The 15,027-nt window shown below is 65.9% G+C and carries 14 protein-coding genes; 2 read left to right on the top strand and 12 right to left on the bottom strand.

The window, feature by feature from the left end:
* Positions 1-3: 3 nt before the first annotated feature.
* The gene (locus FHX42_RS27575) at positions 4-150 is read right to left on the bottom strand and encodes a hypothetical protein (RefSeq protein ID WP_328796737.1); all 147 of its coding nucleotides are present in this window, start codon (positions 148-150) and stop codon (positions 4-6) included.
* Between the two features lie 19 nt (positions 151-169).
* On the opposite strand from FHX42_RS27575, the gene FHX42_RS27570 reads away from it, so the two are divergent.
* On the top strand, positions 170-397 hold the full coding sequence (locus FHX42_RS27570) for a hypothetical protein (RefSeq protein ID WP_328796736.1): 228 nt from the start codon (positions 170-172) through the stop codon (positions 395-397).
* A gap of 392 nt (positions 398-789) precedes the next feature.
* Here FHX42_RS27570 and FHX42_RS25070 read toward each other — a convergent pair whose 3' ends face one another.
* The 8 genes from FHX42_RS25070 to FHX42_RS27990 all read right to left on the bottom strand — a co-directional run bounded on the left by FHX42_RS25070 (position 790) and on the right by FHX42_RS27990 (position 10,352).
* Positions 790-1,938, bottom strand: coding sequence for a glycine amidinotransferase (locus tag FHX42_RS25070; RefSeq protein WP_182546942.1), 1,149 nt, complete (start codon positions 1,936-1,938; stop codon positions 790-792).
* Positions 1,939-1,974: 36 nt separating this feature from the next.
* Positions 1,975-3,204, bottom strand: coding sequence for an arginine deiminase (locus tag FHX42_RS25065; RefSeq protein ID WP_182546941.1), 1,230 nt, complete (start codon positions 3,202-3,204; stop codon positions 1,975-1,977).
* A gap of 50 nt (positions 3,205-3,254) precedes the next feature.
* Positions 3,255-4,352, bottom strand: a complete 1,098-nt coding sequence (locus FHX42_RS25060) for a beta-methylarginine biosynthesis bifunctional aminotransferase (RefSeq protein WP_182546940.1) — start codon at positions 4,350-4,352, stop codon at positions 3,255-3,257.
* The gene (locus tag FHX42_RS25055) at positions 4,352-5,359 is read right to left on the bottom strand and encodes a 2-ketoarginine methyltransferase (protein WP_182546939.1); all 1,008 of its coding nucleotides are present in this window, start codon (positions 5,357-5,359) and stop codon (positions 4,352-4,354) included. The genes FHX42_RS25060 and FHX42_RS25055 overlap by 1 nt, the downstream gene beginning before the upstream one ends.
* Positions 5,360-5,878: 519 nt before the next feature.
* Complete coding sequence (locus FHX42_RS25050) at positions 5,879-6,907, bottom strand: radical SAM protein (RefSeq protein WP_182546938.1); 1,029 nt, start codon at positions 6,905-6,907, stop codon at positions 5,879-5,881.
* On the bottom strand, positions 6,904-8,298 hold the full coding sequence (locus FHX42_RS25045; protein WP_182546937.1) for a preATP grasp domain-containing protein: 1,395 nt from the start codon (positions 8,296-8,298) through the stop codon (positions 6,904-6,906). The genes FHX42_RS25050 and FHX42_RS25045 overlap by 4 nt, the downstream gene beginning before the upstream one ends.
* 32 nt (positions 8,299-8,330) lie before the next feature.
* The gene (locus tag FHX42_RS25040) at positions 8,331-9,566 is read right to left on the bottom strand and encodes an ATP-grasp domain-containing protein (protein ID WP_182546936.1); all 1,236 of its coding nucleotides are present in this window, start codon (positions 9,564-9,566) and stop codon (positions 8,331-8,333) included.
* Positions 9,567-9,899: 333 nt separating this feature from the next.
* A complete protein-coding gene (locus tag FHX42_RS27990) occupies positions 9,900-10,352 on the bottom strand; it encodes a transposase family protein (protein WP_220480880.1) in 453 nt (150 codons plus the stop codon).
* Between the two features lie 475 nt (positions 10,353-10,827).
* On the opposite strand from FHX42_RS27990, the gene FHX42_RS25030 reads away from it, so the two are divergent.
* Positions 10,828-12,018, top strand: a complete 1,191-nt coding sequence (locus tag FHX42_RS25030) for a pyridoxal phosphate-dependent aminotransferase (protein ID WP_182546935.1) — start codon at positions 10,828-10,830, stop codon at positions 12,016-12,018.
* A gap of 4 nt (positions 12,019-12,022) precedes the next feature.
* Here FHX42_RS25030 and FHX42_RS25025 read toward each other — a convergent pair whose 3' ends face one another.
* The 3 genes from FHX42_RS25025 to FHX42_RS25015 all read right to left on the bottom strand — a co-directional run bounded on the left by FHX42_RS25025 (position 12,023) and on the right by FHX42_RS25015 (position 14,647).
* Positions 12,023-13,267, bottom strand: a complete 1,245-nt coding sequence (locus tag FHX42_RS25025) for an MFS transporter (RefSeq protein ID WP_182546934.1) — start codon at positions 13,265-13,267, stop codon at positions 12,023-12,025.
* A 135-nt stretch (positions 13,268-13,402) separates the two neighbouring features.
* Entirely contained in the window at positions 13,403-13,930 is a 528-nt protein-coding gene (locus FHX42_RS25020; RefSeq protein ID WP_182546933.1) for a MarR family winged helix-turn-helix transcriptional regulator, read from the bottom strand.
* Positions 13,931-13,990: 60 nt separating this feature from the next.
* The gene (locus FHX42_RS25015) at positions 13,991-14,647 is read right to left on the bottom strand and encodes a LuxR C-terminal-related transcriptional regulator (RefSeq protein WP_182546932.1); all 657 of its coding nucleotides are present in this window, start codon (positions 14,645-14,647) and stop codon (positions 13,991-13,993) included.
* Between the last annotated feature and the right edge of the window lie 380 nt (positions 14,648-15,027).

Here is a 15,027-nt window from a genome sequence, read left to right as displayed (position 1 = left end):
CGGTTACATCTCCGCCGTCGCCCGCGCCCTGGCCGCCGAAGACCTGCCCGCCACCGAAATCCACAGCAGCACCACTCCCCTACGCCGGGCACGACTGCTGCTGGGCACCGACCAGATCGCGCTGGCCTTCGGCGAGCTGCAGAGCGTCACCCTGTACTGGCAGGACGACGTGGGCTGGTGGCTGACCCTGATCCCACACCCCTCGTGGGGCATGCGCCCCACCCCGGTCTACCGCGGGCAGGATCTCGTGCCCACCCCGGCAGTCGTGGCCGCCTGGACCATGCTGGTACTGACCCACCCTGAGACCACCGAAAGCGCAGACGGCGCCCGGCTTCGCCACCCCGGCGACCATTCTCCCGAGCTCGACGCCCAACTCGCCACCTACGACGTCGCCTAAGCAGAGATGAGGGACTTTCCCCTCTCTCCTCGGAAGCATCGCGCCCCCGCGGGAATCCGCGGGGGCGCGTATGCAGGCCTGGTGCTCCTGAAACTGGCCCGGGACGCAAAGTGGAACGTTCTCGCAGCTCAGCGAGTTACCAACCCGATGGTTACGAACAGGGACACCCGCTGAGCAACTACCGATAGCAGCCAGCGTCACCAGCGGTAACGTCATACTTGGCACTCTGGAGCAGGTTCAGGAGTACCAGGCCTACGAACACGGCACCATCTAACTCGCTGAGATCACCTCACTCTCGCAGGGCCACTCCTCAACTGATCGACTGACGTCCGGAGTCAGCACCGCGGTACGTGTTCTCTGCACTCTTGCGCCCTCGAACCGAGGTGGGACGATCACGAAAAGTAGTCTTCCAGCCCCCCGTCACGAACAGTGTCCAGGGTGAAGCAGTGGAGGCCGCCGCCGAACAACCGCCGATGGCGATGGCGTACGGGCACGACGTCAAAGCCGTGCTGTTCTAGCACACGGCCCAGCTCCGGGCAGGAGTCGTTGATCATGACGGTGTGCTCGTCGATCGACAGCACGTTCAGATCGATGAACGGACTGGTGAGGATGACGTCGTCCTCGTCGTACTGCGGGAAGTTCTGCACTTTCGGCTCCGGCGCCTCGATCACGTCCCACTTCTGAAGTGCGACGGGCAGGTAGTCGAGGAACTGCCGGGAGCGGATCAACAGCGTGCCCGGCCGCAGAGGGAGCACCACGCTGTCGATGTGGCTGTCGGTCAGCCGGTGCATCCGGTGGATGGTGTAGCGGCCCTCTAGGTGGCGCTCCAGCCACTCGACCGCCAGGAGGTGGTTCTCCGTCGCGATGTTGACCAGGAGGTCCCGGCCGAACCGCAGGCACTGCGCAGCGTCGAAGAGCATCTCGATGCCGACGTCGTACGGGGAGTCGTTGACGGTGGGCACGAACTCCATCCCGCCGGCCTGCTCGGCGTAGGAGAGGTCGAAGGAGTGGTCGGTCATCCACGGCCTGGGCATCACCGTCCATCGGGCGCCGTGCTCGAAGTACTCCATGAAAAGCGGCTTCAGAAGCTGCGTCTCGAAGTAGCGCGAGCGCATCATCGGTGGCGTCTCGACGATCTCGTTGCCCAGGATCAACGTGTTGTCCCGGACGTTCAGGGGTGGCAGGGCGGCGGCCGACCACGCGAGTGTGGAGAACTGCGTCGCGCCCTCGTAAATGTCTATCGGCCGGCGAACGCGCACGCCGAGAGACTCGAGCGCCTCGGCCATCCCTTCCACGTCCTCGTGCAACTCGTCCACGTAGCGCTTCTTGATGGACACCGTCGACTTTTCCTCATCCGCCGGCTCGTCACCGGTGGCGAGCCGCGGGTAGTAGCCGCGGTGCGTCTTCGGGTTGTCGTGGACGAGGTTGTCGTAGAAGAAGAGGTGGAAGGAGAGGTCACGGGCCTGTTCTCGGTAGCCCGAGGCCGAACCCAGGACGATCTCCCGCAGCGGCGACCACTCGTCGAAACTGTGCAGCTTCACATCTTCTCCTCAGGGCAGGTGTCGTTTCGCGATCATTCAGGGCTGTGGCACCGGGTCGCGCAGGATCGGGCAGCTCATGCACCGCGGCCCGCCTCGCCCGCGGCTGAGCTCCGCGCCTGGCACCTCCAGCACCTCGATGTCGTTGCGGCGCAAGTAGGTGTTCGTGGCCACGTTGCGCTCGTAGGCGACGACGACACCCGGCGAGATGACGAACAGGTTGCACCCGGCGTCCCACTGTTCGCGTCGCGCGGAGTGCACGTCCAGCTCCGCGGTGAGCACCCGGATATTGTCGAGGCCCATCGCCTCGGCAATAGCGTCGTGCATCCGATCCGGCGCATGCTCGGCCACGTGCATCGTGCCGAGCGATCCGCCGGGGCGCACCGTGTACGACGGCAGCATCTCGAGCCCCGCAAACTGCACGAACGTCTCCGGATCGGCCATGGTGAGCACGGCGTCCAGGTGCACCTGCGCGCGGCTGCCCGGCAACCGCAGTGCGACGATTCGGTCTACCTCTCCGTCGGCGAACAGCGTGCGGGCCAGCCGTTCCACCCCGGCCGCGGTGGTCCGGTCGGAGAGCCCGACCAGCAGCGCGCCATCACCGAGTACCAGCACGTCCCCGCTCTCAACGGTGGCGAGGCCACTCGCGATGTCCGCCGACCACGTCGGGAACCGGTGCTGGGCGAACATCGGGTGCCAGCGGTAGATCGCCTCGTAGTGCAACGACTCCCTGCGGCGAGCACTCCTGCGCATGCTGTTGATCGCGACGCCGCCGTGGATCCAGGCCGACGTGTCACGCGGGTACAGGTGGTTGGGCAGCGGCTCCAGCACGAACGCGTCCGGGCTCAGGGCGTGAAACGCCATCGACCGCGGCATTACGACCCGGTCGAGCACCTCCCGCTTGGTGATGCCGCCGACCAGGTGTTCGGCGAGGGTGCCGGCGTCCATCGCCTCGAAACAGGCGCGCAGCGCGTCCACCGCGAGGGGGCCGAAGACCCGGTCGTCGAACACCCGGTCCAGCACGTGCTTCCGCGCCTCGTGGACGGCCAGCGTCTCGCGCAGCAGCGTTGCGAACAGGTGCACGACGACGCCGCGCTCGCGCAGGACGCCCGCGAAGCGGTCATGCTCCTCCTGCGCGCGCTCCACCCACAGAACGTCGTCGAAGAGCAGCTGTCCGGCGTTGTTCGGGGTCAGTCGCTGGAACTCGAGGCCGGGCCGATGCAGCAGGACCTCGCGCAAACGCCCGACCTCGGAATCGACCCGGTACATACCGCCATCCTTCTATCGCTGTCTTTGTCGTCCAACACGTCTTTCACGCTTTAACCACGACGGCGACGCAGCACGTCGGCGATCGTCTCGAGCGATTCTTGAAGAAGGGCGGTTTCGACGCCGTACGGTATCCGCACGTGATTGTCGAGGGCCGGGTAGAAATTAGCTCCCGTACTGATGATCAGACCGTGGTCGGTCATCAGCTCGTCGGCGAGAACTTCCGCGTCGCCGACCAGAAGATCCGTCCACAGGTGCGTGCCTCCCTGCGGCGGCGCGACCACCGCGCCGACCTCCTCGGCCCAGCACGACACCAGCTCACGACCGGCCCGCACCCGCTCGACGAGCGGCGCGTTGCCCAGTGAACACAGGCTGGCCGCCTGGTGCTGCGCACTGCTAGACACGGCGATGCGCTCCCACTCGATCCGCGCGGTGAGAGCCTCGATCTCTTCGGGGGCCGCCATCAGCCACCCGACACGCAGGCCCGGAGCTCCGTAGTTCTTCGAAAAACTGTTCACGGCATAGACGTTCCGCCAGTCCGGCACCGATGCGATCGGCGAGACCGCCGCGGCCGGGTCGTGCACGAACGAGTCATAAACGAGGTCGACCACGAGAGTGAACCCGAATTCGAGTTGAGCCTCGAAAATGGCGCGCACCGTCCGCTCGTCGAGGCAAGCCCCGGTCGGGTTATGCGGAGTGTTGATGTAGAGGAGGTCACTCGGGCCGAGTTCGAGGGAGAACAGGGACTTCCCGCCGGCTGCGACGGGAAAGTCCTCGATGACCGTGCGCAAACCGACCGCGTTGAACAAGTCGAACACGTTGAGCAGAACAGGGCCACCGCACACCGCGCGGCGGACTCCCCTCGCGGCCAGGTGGCGGGCGATCAGACCGAGGCCGTCGAAGGCGCCGTTGGTCACCAGCAGGCACTCCGTGGTGATGGTGACGTCCCGTCGGCGCTCGCGCTCACAGAGGACGTCCAGCAGCGCCTCGACACCTTGACTAGGTGCGTACTGGGCGTGGTCGTCCCAGCCTGCGACCGGCATCGGCGGATCCGCCTGCCACACTGGGATGTTCTCGGCGAGGATCCGCCAGTCCACCCCGGGCGTACCGGCGGCGACGGCGCGTCGCGAACTGAGCGGTGTGAGTCGCATCAGTGCTCGTTCCCGGCAGGGGCGAGAAGAAAGCCGATTTCCAGCCCTGTCGAGTCGACCTGCGAGTTCACCGTGCGCCGTGCCACGACCACGGCTCCTGCCTCCTCGAACAGCCGCAGCCAGAACTCCTCGGGCTCCAGGCGCTGTTCGGTGATCGCGTGCAGGAGGTTGTACGGGTTGTAGTAGCCGAGACCCAGGCCGTTTTTCATGATCGACGGGTCGGTGGGCTTGTAGTCGACTTCGACAACCGCCAGGTGACCGTTCGCCAGGGCAGTGCGGACCAGTTCGACCACGGCCGGCCTGCCCTCCTGCTCGAGGACCTCCTGCAGGAGGAACACGGCCAGAAACAGTGTTTCGCCACGGTCCGCACCCGTCGCGGGCACCAGGGAGCGCGCGTAGTCGGTGGCATTCTTCATCAGGAACCTGATCCCGTCCACCGGGGATTCGGCCGGCGCGAACAGGTCGACACCGAGCCCGGACACGGACGGGTAGCTTTCGAGGAGGCCGGTCAGAAAGGCCCCGTCCCCGCACCCGAAGTCCGTGATGAACTTCGGCGGGGCCGGCAGCTCGGCCATCAGCTCGTGGACGAGCGGGAACGCGTCATACTCGCTGATTCCACAACTGCCGACACCGATCATCGGCCCGTTGCGGGTCGCGTAATCGGGCCCCCGCAGTGCTTCGGTGATTTGCTGGAACGTCTCGGCGTAGCCTCCGACCAGCAGTTCGTACCACGGCCGGAAAGGGGCCAGCTCGCGCCCTGCCGCCGTCAGCGAAACACATTCGTCCTGCAGCAGCACGATGCCCTCGTTGGCGAGATACTGGAGGAAACCCGTCGCGCGCTGCGGATCGAAAGCGAGCTCCTCGGCCAGCTCGATCACCTTGATGGGGCCGCTCGAAACGCGCTCGTACAGGCCGCTGTTGAACAGATGGTAGATGCCTTGAGCCAGAGCGAAGTTGCGGATCGGCTGGAGAGCCTCCACCAGTCGAGCCTCGAACGTGCCGCCCACCGAATCACCCTCCGATAGTGCTCGAGCGTGGATGGAAGTCAATCCGCACGACCTCGAGATCGCAGTTTCCTTGAAGTATTCGACGAAATCGTTCGGCTCGGTCGGCCGAACGGGTGCTCACGCGAACGAACGGGTGGGACCGGCCCTGCCGGTCGACGACCTGGGATCGAGCAGCCCTAACGAACACGCAGTCGTCTCGGAAGTCGTCCTGGGAGAGCTCTTCGAGTAGGTACCGCTCGAGTTTCTCCTGTTTGTCGTTGTCCATGCCGAAGAATTCAACTGTTGGCATTTACCGGTCCTGTTTCCGTCTCCGGATTCCCTTACGGCCAGATGATGCCGGGCGTGCAGTTGAAGGTCAGCACAGCACAAGAAACGCGCGTCATGGAAATTCTCCCGAATGGACTTCGCAGACAGTTTCTGCGTACTGGAATCGATGGTTGTTCAGAACGTGTGGAACATCAAGGCCAGGACACTGTCCGGTTCCTGCCTGTCCGGATCCGGACAGCTCGCTCCGTCGCGCTAGCCAACGGGGTTGTTCCGGCCGCCAAAGCGGAGATCGACGGTCACCCCCGGCGGGCAGGTCTGCTGGATGCCGGCGGTTTCGGCACCAGGGTTGTAGAAGTTCATCTGGGTGGTGTCCGACTGGACGTGGCCGATCTCCACAAGCTCCCGGGCGGGGTGCGACCGGGCGCCGGTCCACACGTAGCCGTTGCACATGTCGGTGATCTCGGAGACCTTGCCGTAGACGAAGCCGGGGTCCAGCCGGGTGTTGGCCACCAGGTGGGCGTCGGGGAAGGCAAGCCGCAGGTTGGCGCAGATCTCGAGGTACATCTCGAGAGAGACCGTGAGTGGTGGGTCGATGTCGAACCCCTCGGGCGCCGAGGATCCCGCCGGAAGGGTGATCGTCTGCTGGACCGGGGTGGCCACGAAGTCGAAGCCGCCGACCTCCTTCGACCACGCCACGAACTGCTCGAACTCCGCCTTCCAGTCAGGCGCCAGGCCCCAGAGCAGCGCGTTGCCGACGGCCATGCCCGCATCGCGGATCCGCTGCGGTGCCTCCAGGCGCTGCGCCTGGTCCGCCTTTAGCCCTGAGCGGTGCTTCTGGGCGTAGATGTCGGGCGACATGACCTCCATGAAGGTCCAGACGGCGTCGGCGCCCACCTCCTTGAGGCGCCGGTAGCCGTCCGGGTGCAGTGTGTCGCAGTTGACGATCAGGTAGCTCTCCGGATGAGCGGCCCGCGCTCGTTCCACCCAGCGGACAACCCGTTTGGTGAGCAGGTCCTGGTTCTCGGCGACCGTGCCGAACACCAGCTCGTGGACCTGGTAACCGGTGTCGGCCAGCTCGCGGATGAGCCAGTCGAACGTCTCCGGCCGCATCCCTCCCCGCACGCCGTGGGCGCCTTCCTTGGCGAGGAGCGTGCTCAGCCCGCAGTACGTGCAACCCGATGTGCAGAAGTCGATCGGATAGATCACGGAGTGGAGGCAGAGCGCGTCGCCGAAGTTCTTGGTCCGGATCTGACGCGCCTGCTCGATGATGCTTGACGTCATGCTTCCTCCTCTTGGGGTCCATGGCGGTCTGGGCCGGAGAGGCCCGCGGGGATGGCGGAGTCAGGCCGGGCTTCGGTGAACAACGACTCGACCTTGTCCTTCAGCTGGGCCGCGCCCACGAGGTTCTCGGCGATGGCGCAGTACCGGACCGTGCCGTCCGGGCTGGGCGCCTTGGTCAGCACGACACCGCTTTTCGTCGCCGGGTCGTACGCGAGACTGGATTCGGTCAGCCGTTGCACGGCCGCCTGGAAGGACGGCACCTTCCAGTGGATGTACTCCGCGACCACCACGGACTCGCCGAAGTTCGGTCCGACGATCTCGTTGCCGATGACCGCGTGGGCGTGGGTCGATCCAGTGATGCGGCCGTTGTACTCGGTGAACAGGACCTGGCCGTCCGGGACGAGAATGGCGTCCGCGGAGATCGGCCCCCGGTAGCCAACCGCGTGCAGGGCCTCACACAGCCGGACCGTGGAAGCGATCAGTTGCGTGAGCGCGCTGCGCGGGAGGTCCGGCGCCGGGATGACCTGCGCGTCCGCCACCGGGGCGAAGTACAGCGCGCCCTGTTCGAGGAAGACGGGACCGCGGTCGGTGATCTGGAACTCGGCGAAGATCGCCCGGCTGCCCTGGACGTACCGTTCGACCACCACCGCGTACCGGCCGCCGACGGACAGCCAGTCCCACCGCTCCTGCAGGTAGGCCTCGATCGCGGCGCTGTCCGGCAGCACCACCGTCCGGCCGGCTCCGACCGGCTCGATGCCAGGCACGCTGCTGACGACCTCGTTGCCGAAGCCGCCGCTGGAGAAGTCCCGCTTGAGCATCGCCGGCAGGCCTTGGTCGAACAGACGGGAGATCGCGAGATGTGCGTCGGTCTGGTTGGTGCACACGCCACCGGCCGGGATCGGCACGCCGGCGCCCGCGGCGACGGTGCGGAAAATGGCCTTGCTGTTGACGAAGACGCTACCGCCCTGGCTGAAGAACGCGTGGCCGGGCAGGGCGGCCTCCAGACCGAGGTCGGTGGCCAGCGTGGCCACCGAGGCGTCCGGGGTCATCGGGAACACGTTCTCCACGGTCACGCCGTCCAGCGCCGCGGCCAGTTCGTCTCGGAAGCTCTTGTTCGCCAACCGGTCCGCTGTCAACAGGCCCGTGCCGGACACACCCGGCGGAGGCACGACGACCCGCAGAGTCGAGCGATCGGTGCCCGTCATCCCGGTGATGTAGTCGAGCACCGCGTCCTCGGGCATCGCGGGGAGCAGGACGACGTCGCTGTCCTTGGCGAACCACAGCACCATCTGCGCGCCGAGGGCGGCGTTCTGCAGGTATGCGGCGGGCAGGAGCCGCGGGTCGCCGGCGGTCTCGTCGGTGAAGAGGTTGCCGATGATGAGCCTGGGCATGGGTTGGTTCCCTTCTGCGGTTTCCTGGACGGCTAACCGACGTAGATTCCGGCGGACTCCATGGCTCGGATCTCGGCGTGGTCGCGCTCGATGTCCTTGAGCGAATCAGCGGCGAGGTAGACGTGGCCGGGGATGCTGACCAGGTCGACGGTCTGCGGCACCGGTGCGCCCGGTGTGATGTTTGTGCTCAGCGCGACGAAGGTGTCCAGCGATCGCAGGCTTTCCTGCCAGTCGTCCGGCTCCGCCACCCCGGCCCGGTTGTTGAACAGGTAGACCTGCCGGAGCACGTGTGACCACCGGACGGCTTCGTCGTCGAATGCGAGGAACGCGTCCGGATCAGTGAGGGCGGTCGCGTAGAGATGCACATGTGAACTGCCGGAGTACTTGGCGTGCACCCAAGGCAGGACCGTTCCCATCAACCTGGCACCGGTCTCGACGAGCACCGGGCCGGTGGATGTCATCATCACTTCGCTGTGACCGGCGCCGTGCTCGATGCCGAGCGCGGTGATGGCTTGCTTCGTGTACGCAACAACGGCTTCGCCGACGGCGTCGCCACGCGGCACGGCCTGGTGGTGGTCGTAGATCGGCGAGCCGGCCTGGTCCTGGTACTTCGTGCACCTCCAGACTTCGACCACTTTGTGCACCCCGCCCAGAGTCACCGTGTTCACGATGTACTCGTCGCCGTCCAGGTAGTCCTGCACCAGGGCACGGTGATTGGTGGCACCGAGCAGGTCGACGTGGCCGAGGACGTTCTCGCAGGCGTGGCGGGCCTGCTCGGCCGTGCGGCAGACGCGCACGCCGTCGGTCCCCGCGCTGGCGAGCGGTTTGACCACCACAGGCCGGGAACCGTTGGCGGCGAACCATTCCGCGGCCTCACCGGCGGATGACACGAGCCTCCCCGACGGCGCCGCGAGACCGGTGTCGTGAACCACCTTCGCCATCGCCACCTTGTCGCGCCGGGCGTGCGACCGGGTGATGCCGTTGCCCACCAGCCCCAGCGCTTCGGCGATCTTGTCCGCGAGGATCACGCCAGACTCGGCGCCGGGGATGACCGCGTCGACGCCGAGGGCGCGCACGGCCTCGGCCGCGGCCGGCGCGTCGCCGGCGTAGCCGAGGTCGGCCGCGTAGACGGTCGGGTCGAAGCTGCGGGTGTGGAACTCGCTAAAGTTCGGTCTGGTGCACACGTGGACGCATTCCGCACCGCGCTGCGCGAGCTCCTGCACGAGGACCGGGGACATCGAGAAGCCGTCGACGACTGCGATTCTCACGGCACAGTTCCTTCACTGGTCGCTGGGAGTGGCCTTGTGAGTTTCTGCGTGCACGGAGTCGATGATTGTTCACAACCTGTGACAGAACAAGGCCAGGCCACTGTCCAGTTCCTGCCTGTCCGGATCCGGACACATCCGAGCACGCGCACCCGCGACACCGAGTCGCCAGCAAGGCTTGATTCGTTCCAGGAGTTTCCCTAGCATCAGCGACCAGTTAATCACGTGAAAATTCGCGAAGCCGCGTCACGCGGATCCTCGGATTTTTCGGCTGGAAATCTCCCTCGTCCACTGAGGTGATCTCAGCGAGTTAGATGATGCCGTGTTCGTAGTGGGTCAGGGTGAGAGCGGCTGCGACGATGTCGCCGATTTTGCGGGGCTGGCGGTGAGATGTTGCAGGGTCTGCCAGCGTTGGGTGAGCAGGGCGAATCCGCGTTCACCGAGGCCGCGCAGACTCCGCAACAGAGCGTTGTAGGTCCGGTTGTCCGGGTCCAGCCGTTGGGTGCCGGCGGGCTGTTTGACCGGTGTGTGTACCCCGATGCCGGCTCTTTCATAGCCGCTGTCGGCCAGGGTCGGCAGCCCCTGGGACGCGGTGGCATAGCAAGCCCCGAGCACGTGCTGGCGGGCGCAGCTCATGTCGTGAGTTGAGCCGGGTTCGACGTCCGAGGTCCACAGCGGGGTCCCGGTCGGGGCGGACAGCGCCTGAATGTTCTCGCCGTGCTCGCCGGCTTTGCCCGAGTACCACAAGTCGATCGTATAGCCGTGTGCGCTGGTGGTTTTCTCGCTCATACGGTCGGACGAAAGCACACTGCCGTCCTCCGATCACATACTCCAGCTCCTGGTCTTGGGCACGTTGCAGGGCTTGGTGCACGTCCGGAGCCTCGGCGGCCAGCACCGTGATGACCTCATCCAGGTAGCGATAACTCGTCGCTCGTGAGACTCCGTGATCACGGCCGAGTCGGGCTGGGGCCAGGCGGTCGCGGAACCAGCGCAATCCCAGCACTGCCTGCCAGAAGCACGTTAACGCCCGCGTACCGCGGCGGCAGCGTTCGGCGAACAGCAACCAGGCCACGTACTGGGCCACCTCGACAGACACATCCAATGTGGCACGATGAGTAATCACGCAGAGCCTCCACGGCGGACTTCGTGCTGTAGCAAGACCAGTCTTACCAGGGGCTCTGCGCCTACCTCCTCTCCAGAAACTACGCCAGCACCCACCGTTGAGATCACCTCACTACCCGTCAACCTTTCACGGGAATGACTGATGGGAAGCGCACAGTTGGAGCATGAAGAGATGGATGACGCCGTGCAGCTCCGCTCCGAATGGGGCGAAAGCTTGACTCGCTACGAAGTGATTGGATTGGGTGAAGAGTTCAACTTCGCGGATGGCCACGCCTACCACCCAATGCCCGCAATGTACGCGTCGGTCGAGTCACGTCTCACGGAGATATGGCGGGAGACAGCATCGAAGAACATCCGAGATCTCGAGGTCGAGTTCAAAGATGCGCTGGCCAGGCTCATCTGCTCCGACGCACTGCGCAAGTCCACCTCTTTCTCCATCTCGCCGACCGCATCGAGCTCCATCGACATCGTGTCCGCATATCTGGTATCAGAGGGTGTTCGCGTCGGCCTCATCACGCCCGCATTCGACAACCTAAATCTCATGATGCGGCGCCGCGGAGTGCACGTCACACCCATTCCGGAGGCGGAGTTCGTCGATCTGGACAGGCTTCGCGCACGAGTGATTGAGGATCGCGTTGGATGCGTTTTCCTGGTTTCGCCGAACAATCCCACAGGATTTCGCCTGAGTCGTGCCGAGTTCACTGATCTGTGCACCCTGTGCGCGAAGCTGGACAGGTTCCTCGTGGTGGACCTGACATTCAGGTTCTACGCAGAGGAACCGTACGATGAGTACGATATCCTGCGTTCCTCCGGAGTCAAGTACTTCACCATTGAGGACACCGGAAAGACATGGCCGACGCATGACATGAAGGCCAGCCTGCTCGCGTACTCCCCGGAGGTGGCGTCATTGACGCGGCAGATCTACGAGGAGATCTTCCTGTGCTCGAGCGGATTCGCCTTGTCGCTCTTCGCGGAGCTGTTTCACATCACCCGCCAAGAAGGTGTCGAGAAATGCATTCTCGATGAGGCACGTAGGCGGCGGACGCAAGTAGATGCCGCGCTTGCCGGAACCAAGTACCAGCCAGCCTCCGGACGGGGCGCCGTCGTTCTGCCGCTCGCATGGCTCGACTGCGAGAATTCAGGGCTGAGCGACCTGGAAGTGTCTGACGGGCTGAGGAGCACCGGTATTGCGGTGCTCCCGGGAAGGCATTTCTACTGGAACCACCCCAGCCGCAGCTCGAATTTCATCCGCCTCTCGCTGTTGCGGCCGGACGATGTGCTCAGGGACGGCCTGGAGGCGATCGGACGGCACTTGCCGATGTTGAGCTCGTGATGCGTCAGACTTCGCTGCTGACGGGGTCCTGACGCCGCCACCGTCGCAGCGCGGGATGCGTTCCCGCGATCACTGCGACCGCCAGCATGCACGCCAGTCCGCCGGTGATGGCGGTGGCCGAGGCAGACAGCAGGCTGGCAACGAGACCGGCGCGCGCGTCGCCGATTCCCGGTGCACCCGCACCAACCGCGTACTGGGCCGAGGTGATCCGGCCGCGGAATCCGTCGGGGGTCTCCAGTTGCACAAGCGTTCCGCCCGATGTCACCGACACGTTGTCCGCGGCGCCCGCGATGGCCAGGCACATCAGTGTGGCGGCGAGGCCGTCGAAAAGACCGAAACCGGCCATGGCCAGCCCCCAGACCCCGACCGCGCCGAGTATCAGCACGCCGGGCCGGGTGGCGCTGGTGACCGCGCCGGACAATAACCCGGAGGCCGTGCCGCCGACCGCGACCGCGGTGAGGAACAGTCCGAGGGTGTGCGGGTCGCCACCGAAGCGCTCCTGATTGATGATCGGGAACAGGGCGACCGGGATCGCCAGGACGGTCGCGGCCATGTCGCTCGCCAGCACCCCGCGCAGTACCGGACGCCGCCAGAGGAAAACGAGTCCCTCCCCGGTGGCGCGCAGTCCTGCCCGTGCCGAACCGTCCTTCGGGCGCATCGAGGGCAGCCGGGCCACCCCGTAGAGCGCAAGCAGAATCGCGAGGGCGTCGACGATGTAGACCCAGCTCGGACCCCAGGCGGCCAGCACCACCCCGGCCAGCGCCGGGCCGCCCAGCATCGCCACCTGGAACGCGAGGAGGTCGAGCGCCACGCCGGCCGGGACCTGGGACTCCGGCAGCAACCGGGGTGTGAAAACCCGCCTCGACGCCCAGCCCAGCGCGGTGCAGGACGTCTGCGCGGCGACCAGTGCCAGCACCAGGAGCGCGGACTCGATCCCGGCTACCGCCTGCACGGCCAGCAACACCGCTGCGGCGATCGCCCCCAAGCTGGTCAGCAGCACCACACGACGGCGATCGAACATGTCGGCGATCGTTCCGCCGTAGAGGCCAAGCACGATCGTCGGAGTGGCCGTCGCCACACCGATCATGCCTGTCCACAACGGATTCTGCGTCAGCTCCCACACCTGGTAGAGCACCGCAACGACGGCCATCTGTCCGCTGAACCGGATCGCCACCGTCCCGATCCAGAGCCTGCGGAACGCCGGTGACGTTCGCAGCGGGCTGATGTCCAGAAGTCCCGTCCGCACCATGGCTCCTTCAAAGATGAGAGCACGGCCGTGTCCCGTGGGTGTGTCGGCCTCGGCACATCCCACCCGGCCGAATCTGAAACGCTTGGACCGCAACGGGTCGGCGCCGCTGGTGCCGACCTCGGTGCGGTCAGGTGTTCACCCCGAGCCCGAGTCGTTGTCGTCCGGTGGCTGGGGAGGCGTGGCGGCTCCGATGATGTCCGAGATTCGATCTTTCATGCCGCGGCGGCGCAGCGCCTCGGTAGTGGCGGCCACCGCTCGGCTCAGGGAGTGCGGCATTACCTCGTCGTCGAGCTCGGCAACCGCTTGTTCGGTGGCCCGCCACTCCGCCTCGAGGAACGGCACCAGCGAACGGGCGCGCTCGGTCAGCATGATCCGCCGTGTGCGGGCGTCCTCGCCGGGCACGGAGTCGATCAGCCCTTCCCGGCGCATGCCCGCCAGGGTTTGACTTGTCGCTGAGTGGGTATGACCGAGCGATTCGGCGAGCTCGCGGATCGTCATCGGTCCGCTGTGGGCCAGGCGGATCAGGGGATAGACGTACCGCGAGCGCATGTCATGCAGGCCGCGGGCTTTGTAAACGTTCTCGATCTCGGCCTCGACCTCTGCGAGCAGTTCCCGCAGCACCTGCCAGCGACCTCGGAGTCTCGTCGGATCGGAGGATGCCACAGCGCTAATATAACAGCACTGTCAGAATTATCTGTCGACGGACAGGTCGTCGTCCCGCCGTCATTGGTCCACCCATCCCTTGAGCGTGGCGAGCACACCTGCCTCGAACCGGCTGCGCGCGCCGAGTCGAGCCATCATCTCTGCGGTGATCCGGCCGACGGTGCGGGTGGACACGCCGAGTCTGCGGCCGGCTTGCTCGTCGGTGCAGCCTTCCCTCAGCAAGCGCAGCAATGCCTTCCACTCATTTGGGAACTCCGGCTCGCACCCTTGGTCGCCGGTGTCCTTTTCGACCGTGAAGAGTGCGGCGTCGCGCCAGAAGTGGTGGAACAGCTCGGTGATCGCGGTGGCCACACCCGATCCGGACAGCAGCACCGCCTTGCCGGGCACGCGGCCGGAGTCCGATGGCAGCATCACGTGCTCGCGGTCGAAGACGATCATGCGCATTGGCAGCATGGGCACCGTGCGCACTTCCGCACCCCGCGCGCACAGCCAGCGCAGGTGCGCGGAGGTCGCCTTGTCGCGGCGGGCCGAGTCGAGGTATACCGAGCGTATCTGCACGCCGCGAGAAAGAACGTGGTGGTTCAGCGTCTTGCTGGCCGCGATGGACTCACGTTGCTGCAATCCGCCCGGCCCGAACGCGAGCACTTCGCGCTGGACCCTATAGGCCAATTGCTCCAGCTGCCGCCGGATGCTGGCGAGCCCGGTCAGCTCGGTCACGTGATGCGAGCCCGACGGCGACCTGATCGGCGCGGCCCGCATCACTTCGACCTCGTTCCGCATGCGCGTCGGCGCGGGGGGCGCTCGCGGGCCAGCGGCAAATGCAACCCTGTCTCCGGTTCACACGCGCACAGCGCCTCCGGCAGTCCCCATGACTGCCGGATCAGGCCGAGTTCGCTGAGCTTGTCCACTTGCGCCACCGTCCTTCCCTCGTCCCAGCCGAGCGCGCGCCAGTTCGTCGACACTGGTATGAGGACGGTCGAGCATGGTTCGGTAAACGCGTTCGCTCTCCGCCGAAAGACCGAAATGTGTGAGCACAACTTCCCTTCCACAACCGCGCCGGCGAGTGGGCAACAGTGACTACCGGTCTGCAATGGACC

The sequence above is a fragment of the Halosaccharopolyspora lacisalsi genome (assembly GCF_014137975.1).
Taxonomy (GTDB): Bacteria; Actinomycetota; Actinomycetes; order Mycobacteriales; family Pseudonocardiaceae; genus Halosaccharopolyspora; species Halosaccharopolyspora lacisalsi.
This window is presented reverse-complemented; position numbering and strand designations above follow the sequence as displayed.